The 12,218-nt window shown below is 42.9% G+C and carries 9 protein-coding genes; 6 read left to right on the plus strand and 3 right to left on the minus strand.

Annotation, left to right across the window (positions count from 1 at the left end; all coding sequences use genetic code 11):
• Position 1: 1 nt before the first annotated feature.
• The 3 genes from NH462_RS13275 to NH462_RS13285 all read right to left on the minus strand — a co-directional run bounded on the left by NH462_RS13275 (position 2) and on the right by NH462_RS13285 (position 4,226).
• Complete coding sequence (locus tag NH462_RS13275) at positions 2-1,486, minus strand: exopolyphosphatase (protein WP_253106018.1); 1,485 nt, start codon at positions 1,484-1,486, stop codon at positions 2-4.
• A 17-nt stretch (positions 1,487-1,503) separates the two neighbouring features.
• Positions 1,504-3,600 carry a polyphosphate kinase 1 gene (gene ppk1, locus NH462_RS13280; RefSeq protein ID WP_010374201.1) on the minus strand — a complete coding sequence of 699 codons (2,097 nt, stop codon included), beginning with the start codon at positions 3,598-3,600 and terminating at the stop codon, positions 1,504-1,506.
• 119 nt (positions 3,601-3,719) lie between these two features.
• Positions 3,720-4,226 carry an ACT domain-containing protein gene (locus NH462_RS13285; RefSeq protein WP_017218444.1) on the minus strand — a complete coding sequence of 169 codons (507 nt, stop codon included), beginning with the start codon at positions 4,224-4,226 and terminating at the stop codon, positions 3,720-3,722.
• 305 nt (positions 4,227-4,531) lie between these two features.
• Here NH462_RS13285 and NH462_RS13290 point away from each other — a divergent pair, with 305 nt between their 5' ends.
• From NH462_RS13290 to NH462_RS13315, 6 genes are all read left to right on the plus strand, one after another.
• A complete protein-coding gene (locus NH462_RS13290; protein ID WP_010374197.1) occupies positions 4,532-6,766 on the plus strand; it encodes an ABC transporter permease subunit in 2,235 nt (744 codons plus the stop codon).
• Positions 6,767-6,781: 15 nt separating this feature from the next.
• On the plus strand, positions 6,782-8,431 hold the full coding sequence (gene pstA / locus NH462_RS13295) for a phosphate ABC transporter permease PstA (RefSeq protein WP_017218446.1): 1,650 nt from the start codon (positions 6,782-6,784) through the stop codon (positions 8,429-8,431).
• Positions 8,432-8,458: 27 nt separating this feature from the next.
• A complete protein-coding gene (gene pstB, locus NH462_RS13300; protein WP_010607157.1) occupies positions 8,459-9,286 on the plus strand; it encodes a phosphate ABC transporter ATP-binding protein PstB in 828 nt (275 codons plus the stop codon).
• 23 nt (positions 9,287-9,309) lie between these two features.
• Positions 9,310-10,011: a phosphate signaling complex protein PhoU gene (gene phoU, locus NH462_RS13305; protein WP_010607158.1), complete on the plus strand. Its 702-nt coding sequence runs from the start codon at positions 9,310-9,312 to the stop codon at positions 10,009-10,011.
• Between the two features lie 142 nt (positions 10,012-10,153).
• Positions 10,154-10,831: a TIGR00153 family protein gene (locus NH462_RS13310; protein WP_010607159.1), complete on the plus strand. Its 678-nt coding sequence runs from the start codon at positions 10,154-10,156 to the stop codon at positions 10,829-10,831.
• Between the two features lie 36 nt (positions 10,832-10,867).
• Positions 10,868-12,136 carry an inorganic phosphate transporter gene (locus NH462_RS13315; protein ID WP_017218447.1) on the plus strand — a complete coding sequence of 423 codons (1,269 nt, stop codon included), beginning with the start codon at positions 10,868-10,870 and terminating at the stop codon, positions 12,134-12,136.
• Positions 12,137-12,218: the final 82 nt, after the last annotated feature.

Below are 12,218 nucleotides of genomic sequence, written 5' to 3' on the forward strand. Positions count from 1 at the left end.
CTTATCCAAAGCTCAGGTTAAATTGAATACCTATTGTTTTTAAATAGTGTTGTTCTTGCTCTAAATCTGCTTGAAACAGTGAATGTGATTCGATCCACTCAGCTGCAATGTGAAGTATTAAGGCGTTATCAACGGCTGTGATGCTTAGCTCTGGGAGTTGGTCTTGCTGGCGTTTTTGGTTCACTAAAACGCTGAGACGAAACACTGCCAAAATACGGTTAAAGTGGGTTAGTTCTTCGTCGATTAACTCTGTTAACTCTGGCATTTTTATTTTTTTTCGATAAAAGCGTACAAGTGCACTTAGCCTTAATTGCTGGGCTTGAGTAAAGCCCGGAAGTTGACTGTGTCTGACAATATATGCACCGTGTTTATGCATGCCGGAAGAGTTAATGGCAAGCCCAACTTCGTGGAGTTTTGCTGCCCAACATAACATTTCGACATCATAAGAGGATAGTTGCCATTGCGCCTTTAGTTGAGTGCTAAAAAGCTTTATGGTTTCACAAATATTTTCGGCGTGCTGCTTATCAATATTATAGTGATCGCTGAACGTGTTAATTGTGCGGGTACGAATATCAAACTCGTCGGTTTGATGCATTTCAAACAATAAGCCTTCTCGCAATGCATATTCACTAAGGCGCATGCGCTCAAGTCCTAATTGTCTAAACAGTGCTATCAATACAGCAAGGCCGCCAGCAATACTGCTTTTTCGCTCCTCAGGTAGTGCTTTTAAGGAGACGTTGTCTATGTGTCCAGCATCAATAAATAACTGCTTAATTTGCTCCAAAATAGGCAGGGTAATTTCATCGGCTTGAGTGAGCTCGTGAACCATGGCCGCAATCGCCTTAATAGTACCGGAAGTACCGATAACGCTATTCCAGCCGAGCCTTAAGTAGCTCGCGGTAACACTCTCAATTTGTTGCTCTGCTTTTATTTCTGCTTTTTTAAATCGCTTTGCAGATAGCTTACCATCAGCAAAGTAGGCTTTTTGCATGGTCACGCAGCCTACATTGCGACTACTTAACAGTTTGTGTGTTAGGTGCTGACCAATAACCAACTCTGTGCTGCCACCACCGATGTCGATAACCAAACGGTTATGACTGTCATGTTCATGGTTGGCGACCCCTTGGTAAATAAGCCGAGCTTCTTCTTGACCTGAAATCACATTGATTGGGTATGGAAAAACTTGTTTTGCCTTAGCGAGAAAATAATTAAGGTTTTTGCAATTTCGCAGTGTATAGGTTGCCACTACTTGCACGGATTCTTTCGGAAAATCATGTAGTGTCGTCGCAAATTGTGAGAGTGTATCTAATGCTCGGGCTATTGCGTCGTCACTTAAATTGAAATCATCATCAAGGCCTGCGGCCAAGTATACACGTTGTTTTTCTTTATGGAGGAGTTGAAGGCGACCATCTACTTCTCTTGCTACAACAAGGTGAAAACTATTTGAACCTAAGTCCACTGCGGCAATAGAAGGGTAGTCGCGCATATATTCTTCCTCAACGGTTATTCTTTCGCTTCATTTAATTGGTGTAACTCCCATTTTTTTAAATGGTCATAAATCGCAATCTGAGAGCGAATTTTTTTACGGTTACCTCGGCGAACGTACAGATTCTTCTGTTCGGCGTCAATAACTCTGGCTTTGGTGCGATCTTTAAACTGCAGTTCAATGATATCGATAATTAGTTTCTTCAAATGCTCGGCATAAATAGGTGTGCCGACTTCAACACGGTGGTCAAGGTTACGGGTCATCCAGTCAGCTGAAGAAATATAGACCTTGGGGTCGCCGTTGTTGTCGAAAATCATCACTCGCGGGTGTTCTAAGAAACGATCGACGATACTAATGATTTTTATATTATCGCTAAACTGTGCAAGGCCCGGTACAAGGGCACACATACCCCGCACAATGAGGCGGATCTTGACGCCTTTTCGCGATGCTTCGTAAAGCTTATCAACGAGCTGCTTATCAACTAAGTTGTTGATCTTAATTGTTACTTTTCCTGTTCTCCCTTGCTCTGCATGAGTTATCTCTTCATCGATCAACTCTACAATTCTACTGCGTGCATTGATGGGGGAAATCATCAGGTGTTCGAATTTAAACGGCAGGTAACTACTCTCGATAAAGCGAAACACGCTATCGCATTCTTCCGTAATATCGGGGTGTTTGGTAAATAGACTGAAATCAGTATAAATCCGAGCAGTTTTTTCGTGGAAGTTACCCGTACCTATGTGTGCATATTTGACGATTTTGCCTTTTTCTCTACGGTGAACCACACAAAGTTTACTATGGACCTTAAGCGCCGGTATGCCAATCATGACCTTAATACCGTATTCACTCATGAGTTTTGCCCATTCAATATTATTTTGCTCATCGAAGCGGGCTTTCAATTCAACCATCACGGTGACTTTTTTGCCATTTTTTGCTGCATTGATCAATGAGCCTATCAATCGAGATTGCTTTGCCACACGATAAATGTTGACCTTGATTTGCGTCACTCTGGGGTCAAACGCCGCTTGGCGGATATATTCCAGCATGTGATTGAAGGTATGGTAGGGGTAGTACAGTAAGATATCTTGAACTGAAATTGCGCGAAAGACGCTGCTATATTTTGAAAAGGCTGCACTTTTAAGCGGCGGTAATGGCTTGTTTTCTAGATAGCCGCGGCCAACATTTGGAAAAGAAATAAAATCTCTGAAATTGCGATATCTACCGCCTGGGATCATGGCATCTTGACCTGTCACCCCTAAGCGCTTTTTCATCAGCTTGAGCATTTCTTCAGGCATAGATTCTTCGTAGACTAAACGTACAGGCTCGGCATATAAACGCTGTTTCAGGCCTTTAGACATCGTATCTAACACGCCTTCTTCTAGCTCATCATCTAAGTTGTACTCAGCGTCTCGAGTGAGCTTCATCGAATAGGCTTCAATGCGCTCAAACTTGAAAAAACTTTTAAACACATCGGCAATAAAAAATCGAATAACGTCATCAAGCAACACAATCGTTTTATGCCTTCGGGTTTTTTCTGGTGGCAGCTGGACAAAACGGTTCAGACGGTCAGTCGGGACTTCCAAAAAGGCGTGATGCTGTTTTTCTCCATTTAACTCCACAAATAGGTGGGTCATGGTGTCATTGATGTTGTCCGAATAGTCCTTACTTTCGTTAATCATCATTGGTAATAGGTGAGGTAGCACTTGGTCTTTAAAGTAGTTAGCCAACCAATTCTTGTGGAAGTCAGACAGCGCATCAGGTTGCTTAATATGGATATGATGCTCATTTAAATCGATGAGGATCTGATCATAAATAACACTAAACTTCTTACCCAGTTCCAACACTTTCTTTTGAATGTCGGCGAGTAGCACTTCATCTTCATCGAAATTGGTATCAGGCAGATTATTTAATAAGATACGGCGCTTTACATCTGCAACACGAACTTGGAAAAACTCGTCTAAATTATTGGAAAATATACCAAGAAAGCGGATCCGCTCGATGATCGGGTTGGTTGGGTCTTTGGCTTCTTGTAAAACGCGTTCGTTAAAAGAAAGCCAGCTTAATTCTTTGGCAAAGTACGTGATAGTTTTATGCTCTGGAGATACGGCCTGCATGGTTCTTTCCATAGGTACAGCTTATTTTTACAGCTTAAGCAGGGTGTGTGACATAATTATGACAAACACAACGCGCCTGTCGTGTTTGTCATTCAACCATCATGAGTATAGTGTAGGTTTTAGCTTTCTTCTATGTCCACGATCAAATCACTGGTGATTGACTCGAGTGCTTCAATTACGTTTTCTTTGACCGTGCCGGCAGGTAAAGTCACGGTTGCAAAAGCGCTGAAAATAGGTAGTCCCCAGTTTGGAGCACTACGTTGTTTTGAAGTTAGGTGCGTGATGTTTGCACCTTTGTGGCGAATAACCGTAGCAAGTTCTTGCACAATTCCCGGTCTATCGTTGCCTGTAATGATTAAATTTAATGTGTCTGGCTCTTCTTGCGCTGGCAAGTTTTCGCCTGATTCAACTCTCACGTCTAAACCTGGCAATTTATGCAATGCATCTTGTATTTCTTGCAAATGTTCTTCAGCAACCTCAACCTGCACTATGCCTGCGAATTGTCCAGCAAGGTGGCTTAAATTACTGGTTAACCAATTGCCATGGTGGGAAAGAATAGTGGAAGAGATTTCCTCAACGAGACCCGGTCGGTCCTTACCTATAAGTGTTAATATTAACTGCTTCATATCATGTCTCTTTTTTTGTGGCGCCCGTAGGCGAAAAAACGAATTCGGCGCATGATTTAGACTAGTCTAAAAACTTACTTTGTCCAGTGCTCAGAAACACTTAATGTAAAGAAATGCAACGAAATTTATGTATTTACTCTAGGCTAACAATCAGAGCGTTTTTTGAGCCGATTAGTTCCATTATTCTTATAATGAATTTGAGGGTAAATGCCAATTGAAGAAAGTTCAATTGTGTCTCAGGTGTAACACAACTGTCATCTTGATGAAATATAATGCCCCCAATTTTTAAACCAAAGGGTATATTGATGACTTCAAATCCGCAAAAGCCATCCTTTAAAACGGATAGAAGCCGTCTCTTTAAAGACAGGTTTGCACAATTTGGCATTACTTCTGGTGGAGTAATGGTATTAGTCGCACTTTTACTTATCTTCTTCTATTTACTATATGTCGTTCAACCAATCTTTGAATCAGCAAAGGTTGAAAAGCGTATGGATATTCAGCTTACACAAGACAAAACATATTTAGGTGTAGGGGTAGAAGAACAAACGGAAATTGCGTACTTACTCGGCAGCAGAGGTTCGGTAGATTATTACCAGATCAAAGGTGAAAGCGCCGGTAAATTACTAGATACATTGGATGTTGAACTTGACGGTAATGTCACAGCATTTGCAGAAAGTGCGCCTTTCTTAGGGCAATATGCATTTGGTCTGGATAACGGTCAGGTACAACTCGTGAAGCCGATGTTTACGGTAAGCTTTCCGGGAAATCAACGTGTTTTAACCCCTCGCTTAAGTTATCCACTTAATGCGAAGCAACTGATAGTTGATGAACAAGGGCAAGCAATTCGTAAATTCGCCTTTAGTCACTTCGAAGATAAAACTGCTGTTGTTGCACAGACTGCGGATAAACGTGTGATTTTTGCCTCCTTTGTTGCAGAAGAAAACATGTTTACTGGAGAGGTTGAGTGGGCAGTTGAGCGTACCGAGCTAGATATTGATGGTCGTGTTGATGAGTTACTTATTTCTCCAGACACATCGCGCACATTTGTTCGCTCAGCAAATCAGGTTTACGTCTTTGATTCTCGCTATGCTTCTGAAGTTGAGTTATTCCAATTGCTTGCAGCAAACGAAGAAAATGCCAATTTGGTCGATATGAATCTGCTAGCGGGCGCCAATTCATTAATGCTTGCTAACGACAACGGTGAGGTTTCACAGTGGTTTGAAGTCAATACCGATGATGGACGCCAGTTTGCTAAAATCCGCTCTTTTGAGACACCAAAGAGCAAACAGGTCAAACTATTTAGTGAATATTATCGCCGTACTTTCTTCACGACCAACGAAAATGGTCAATTAGGTCTATATTACACCACCAGTGAAGCACACTTATGGCAAGGTAAAATTACAGATAAAGCTGTGCAAAAGTTTGCGGTAGCACCTCGAGCTAATGCGGCTTTGTTACTCGCCGATGATACGTTAACGGTGGTAGAACTACACAATGAACACCCAGAAGTAACTTGGTCTGCTTTGTGGCAAGAGGTATGGTACGAAGGGTATCCTGAGCCTGCTTATACTTGGCAGTCAACCTCTGCGAGTGATGACTTTGAGTCGAAATTCTCATTAGTGCCTATTTCATTCGGTACCATAAAAGCGGCGCTTTATGCCATGTTGTTTGCTGTTCCTATTGCATTAGCGTCAGCAATCTACACCGCCTATTTCATGTCGAGTGAATTACGCCGCGTGGTGAAACCAACGGTCGAGATAATGGAAGCACTACCAACGGTTATCTTGGGCTTCTTGGCGGGTCTTTGGCTAGCGCCTTTAATTGAAACGCATCTACCCGCTGTGGTTGCTTTATTGGTGTTATTGCCAATCGCGATGATAGCAACGGCATTTGGCTGGACTAAGCTACCTGCAAAAGTAAGACACGTTGTGCCTGAAGGCTGGCATTCAATCTTACTGATCCCTGTTGTACTCATTGTAGGCTGGATTTCATTCGCCATGAGCGCTGGTATTGAGTCTTGGCTGTTTGGCGGTAATGTGCGTCAGTATCTAACCAATGAGTTAGGTCTAACATTCGACCAGCGTAACTCGCTAGTGGTGGGGATCGCGATGGGCTTTGCGGTTATTCCTACAATCTTTTCTATTGCAGAAGACGCGGTATTTAGCGTACCTAAGCATCTTTCTAATGGCTCATTAGCACTCGGTGCCACGCAGTGGCAGACTTTGGTTCGTGTAGTATTACTAACAGCAAGTCCAGGTATCTTCTCTGCGGTAATGATGGGTCTTGGCCGCGCTGTAGGGGAAACCATGATTGTATTAATGGCAACTGGTAACACGCCAATCATGGACTGGAGTATCTTCCAGGGTATGCGTACGCTTGCTGCAAACATTGCGGTGGAAATGCCGGAGTCTGAAGTTGGCAGCTCTCACTATCGCATTCTGTTCCTAGCTGCCTTTGTATTGTTTATTTTTACTTTTGTATTTAACACCGTTGCTGAGTTTGTTCGCCAGCAGCTGCGTGAAAAGTACAGCTCAATGTAATTGGAGTGACATGACATGGTAAAACAGTGGTTTAAGTCAGGTTCTCCGTGGATCTGGATGACAGGTGGCGCGGTCAGTATTAGTTTGATTTCAGTAATTGGACTACTTGCGATGATCGCGTGGAAAGGACTGAGCTTCTTTTGGCCGTCTCAAGTTGTTGAGATGCATCTTGACGGTTCAGTGGCTAAGCAAACCGTTATTGGTGAAATATACGACCGCGAGATGGTACCAAAATCTCGCCTTGAAGCGGCTGGATTCGATCTTTCAGGTTACAACAGCGAACAAATCGAGCGTTTGCTCGTTAAAACGGGTAACCGTGAATATGTAGAACTTGATTTCCGTTGGGTATTATCAACGGATATCAAAAGCCAGTCTACGCCAGCGGAATTAGCGGTATTTGAACGTAGTAAAAATGGTAATTTCTATGGCTATGTTGCCCGCGTTTTAGAAGACGGTAAAGTAGTCACTGAGCAGCCGATTGAAAGGCTACATGAGCTTGTTGAACGCGCCGTTGACCTTAATGACGAAGCGCTTGATCTACAAAATAGCGAAATCGGGCACATTAACTATGAGCTTGAACGTCTACGTTTAAAAGAAAAGTCGTATCAGCTTGATAATGACCTGACAGAGGAAAAGTTAGCAGAGTTAAATGCACGCCGTGCTGAGTTACGCGAAGATTACAAAGTCTTCGAAAAGCGTTTATTTGAGCTAAGAAAACAGGCCAAGCGTGACCAAGTTGTGGTCCGTGATATGCGTGGTGAAGAAGTGACTTTACCTCTGTATCAAGTGTTGGACGTTTGGTTTCCAAATGACATGGGCTTTTTTGCCAAGGTGGGTCACTACCTGGTGCAAATCAGCAAGTTTGTGAGTGATGACCCGCGTGAAGCAAACACCGAAGGTGGGGTATTCCCTGCAATCTTTGGTACGGTATTTATGGTTATGCTGATGGCGGTGATCGTGACACCATTCGGCGTTATTGCGGCAATTTATCTTCATGAGTATGCAGCAAAGAATGCCGTGACCAAGATGATCCGCATCGCGGTGATCAACCTTGCAGGTGTTCCATCCATTGTATATGGGGTGTTTGGCTTAGGATTCTTCGTTTATATGCTAGGTGGGTCAATTGATGAACTTTTCTACCCTGAGGCTGCGCCAAGTCCTGTATTTGGTACACCGGGTGTGATTTGGTCTGCACTTACACTTGCTATCCTTACTTTGCCTGTGGTTATTGTATCCACGGAAGAAGGTCTGTCTCGGATCCCAAGCTCAGTGCGTCATGGTTCACTTGCGCTTGGTGCGACTCAAGCAGAAACCCTATGGCGGATCATTGTTCCAATGGCAAGTCCGGCAATTATGACGGGTCTTATTCTTGCTGTTGCGCGTGCCGCGGGCGAGGTGGCCCCTCTGATGCTGGTTGGTGTAGTAAAAATGGCACCAACCCTACCGCTAGACGGAAACTTCCCCTATATTCACTTGGATCGTAAGTTTATGCACTTAGGATTCCATATTTATGATGTTGGCTTCCAAAGCCCGAATGTTGAAGCTGCTAGACCTTTGGTTTATGCAACCGCGTTCCTACTGGTTACAGTGATTATTGCACTGAATATCACAGCAATTGGTATTCGTAACCACTTACGCGAAAAATTCAGATCGTTAGAGCATTAATAGTAAAGATTTTTAATAGGTAAAAACATGATTACAGTAGCGCCAGAAGTCAATCAAGCAAACGGCAATAACAAGCTTGATTTAGCAAACTTAAGTCCAGAACTCACCGCACTAGAGATCAAAAACCTAGATCTTTACTATGGTGATAAACAAGCCCTTAGTAACGTCAATATGTTGATCCCAAAAGGGCAGGTAACCGCGTTTATCGGTCCATCAGGTTGTGGTAAGTCAACGTTATTGCGTTGTATTAACCGTATGAACGACCTTGTTGATAGCTGTCGTATTGAAGGGGAAATCAACCTTCAAGGACAGAACATTTATGACAAGAGCGTAGATGTTGCGGCACTGCGCCGTAACGTAGGCATGGTATTCCAAAGACCAAACCCTTTCCCTAAATCTATTTATGAGAATGTGGTTTATGGTCTACGTCTGCAAGGGATCAAAGATAAGCGCAAGTTAGACGAAGTGGTTGAAAAGTCACTCCGTGGCGCCGCACTTTGGGATGAAGTGAAAGACCGACTTCATGACAGTGCATTTGGTTTATCTGGTGGTCAGCAGCAGCGTTTGGTGATTGCTCGCTCTATCGCGATTGAACCAGAAGTGTTGTTACTTGATGAACCAACATCAGCACTCGATCCAATTTCAACATTGGTTATCGAAGAACTCATTAACGACCTGAAAAACAAGTATACTGTAGTTATCGTTACACATAACATGCAACAAGCTGCGCGTGTATCTGATCAAACTGCGTTTATGTATATGGGTGAGTTAATTGAGTATGCAGATACCAATACCTTATTCACCACGCCGTCTAAGAAGAAAACAGAAGACTATATTACAGGTCGTTACGGTTAAGGCGAGCTTGCGAGGAGAATATAATGGAACACAATATTAATAAGCACATTTCTGGCCGCTTTAATGAAGAGCTAGAAAACGTGAGAAATCACGTACTCAGTATGGGTGGACTGGTAGAGCAGCAATTAAACACTGCGCTTGATGCGGTTAATCACAATGATGCTGAAAAAGCGAAAAAGGTCAGTCAGAACGACTACAAAGTCAATGCGATGGAAGTGAATATTGACGAAGAATGTACACGTATCATCGCCAAAAGACAGCCTGCAGCCAGTGACTTGCGTTTGGTTGTTGCCATCGCTAAAACGATTGCAGATCTTGAGCGTATCGGAGACGAAGCGGAGCGTATTGCCAAAGTTGCCTTGGATTCGTTTACCAAAGATCAGCAAGATCTATTGGTGAATATTGACAATATGGGTCGACAAGTATCACAAATGCTGCATGATGTGCTCGATGCGTTTGCCCGGATGGACGCGCAAAAGGCCTTTGAAGTGCACAAAGCGGATGCCAAAGTGGACCGTGAATACGAAGCTGTAACGCGTCAAATTATGACCTATATGATGGAAGACCCGCGTTCTATTCCAAAAATTATGGATTTAATTTGGTCTGTACGCTCATTAGAGCGTATCGGCGATCGTTGTCAAAATATTGCGGAATATGTGATTTATTTCGTAAATGGCAAAGATATTCGTCATACATCTCAAGAAGATATCGCAAAAACCTTGTGATGCTTATCAATTAGTTGCGCGCTTTCGGCGCGCAATTTCATAGTAAGTTCATCTAAACTTGCAATAAAACCGTTCACAACAGCGCTCAATGCTGTAAAATTACACTTTGCACATGCATACAAATATGATTTAAGGGTCAGTTATGCCTAGTAACGCGTTTTTAGGAGTATTTGCTAAATCTCCTATTAAGCCAATTGAAGAGCATATAAAAATAGTCCATCAAGCCAGTGCGGCTTTGATCCCATTTTTTAACCATGTCTTCAAAGGGGAGTGGACAGAAGCGGATGCAATTCGCATTGAAATCCGCAACCTAGAGCGTGAAGCAGATGAACTAAAGCGTGAAGTACGCTTACATTTGCCTCGTGGTTTATTCATGCCAGTAGAACGGACTGACTTACTGGAACTTATCACCCACCAAGATAAGATAGCCAACAAAGCGAAAGATATCGCAGGTCGCGTTATCGGTCGTGAAATGGTCATCCCTGAATCCATTCAAAAAGATTTTCTTGCTTACGTCACTCGTTGTGTGGACGCAACTAAACAAGCATCAGAAGCGATTAATGAGTTTGATGAACTGCTTGAGACAGGCTTTAGAGGCCGTGAAGTCACTTTAGTTGAAAAAATGCTAGTTGAGCTTGATGCCATCGAGCAAGATACCGACGATATGCAAATTAAAATTCGTCGAGAGTTACGCGCTGTTGAAAGCGAGCTTAACCCAATTGATGCGATGTTCTTATACAAGATCATCGAATGGGTCGGTGGGCTTGCAGATATCGCAGAGCGCGTTGGTTCACGTCTTGAGCTGATGTTAGCTCGTTAATAAAAATCGATCTTTTAAAATAAAGTAAGGTTTCTTATGGATATCATTGCATCCTACGGCACAGTATTGGTTTTAATTGCCGCAGCAGTTGGTTTCTTTATGGCTTATGGTATTGGCGCAAACGATGTTGCGAATGCTATGGGTACTTCGGTAGGTTCAAAAGCACTTACCATCAAACAAGCAATTATCATTGCTATGATCTTCGAATTCGCTGGTGCTTATCTTGCTGGTGGTGAGGTAACATCAACGATCCGAAAAGGGATTATAGATTCAACCCCTTTCATTGATATTCCTGAACTGATGATACTGGGAATGATCTCTGCACTTTTTGCTGCGGGTAGCTGGTTATTGATGGCCTCAATGTTAGGTTGGCCGGTATCTACGACGCACTCAATTATTGGTGCAATCATTGGTTTTGCGCTAGTTGCTGTAGGCAGCGAAGCAATTCAATGGGGTAAAGTTGCAGGCATAGTTGGGAGCTGGATTGTCACCCCGGCCATCTCTGGCTTTATTGCTTATCTCATCTTTATGAGTGCCCAAAAGCTCATATTTGATACCAATAAGCCACTAGAAAATGCCAAACGCTTTGTGCCTATTTACATGGGTCTAGCGGGCTTTGTTATGTCTTTGGTTACAATCAAAAAAGGTCTTAAGCATATTGGTATCAAGCTTGGCACATTCGAAGGTTTTGCGCTTGCTATCGGTATCGCTATTATCATTGCTATTATCGGTAAGATTGCGATTTCTAAGCTGAAGATGGATCCCAATGCAGACAAGCAAATGCAGTTCAATAATGTTGAAAAAGTATTCGCTATCCTTATGGTACTAACGGCATGTTGTATGGCATTCGCGCATGGTTCGAATGACGTTGCTAACGCAATTGGTCCATTAGCTGCAGTGGTAAACATTGTTGAAAACGATGGTGAAATTGCTAAGAAAGCGGCCCTTGCTTGGTGGATCCTACCACTAGGTGGTTTAGGTATTGTTGCGGGTCTTGCGATCCTTGGTAAGAAAGTTATCAAGACTATCGGTGAAGGCATCACGCATCTTACTCCTAGCCGTGGTTTCGCAGCTGAACTTGCTGCTGCTTCAACAGTAGTAATTGCATCAGGCACAGGCTTACCAATCTCTACAACTCAAACCTTAGTTGGTGCGGTATTGGGTGTGGGTATGGCACGTGGTATTGCGGCATTAAACATGGGTGTTATCCGTAACATCGTAGTTTCTTGGGTAATTACATTGCCAGTTGGTGCTGCCCTTGCTATTGTTATATTCTATATTTTGAGATTAGTGTTCGGCGTATAAAAATAAACCACACTTTTCAAAAAGACAGACTTTTAGCTTGAAAAGATCTCAACACCTTTGGTGTTGGGGTCTTTTTATTTGT

This window comes from Pseudoalteromonas sp. OANN1 (genome assembly GCF_024124685.1).
In the GTDB taxonomy this organism is placed as follows: Bacteria; Pseudomonadota; Gammaproteobacteria; order Enterobacterales; family Alteromonadaceae; genus Pseudoalteromonas; species Pseudoalteromonas piscicida.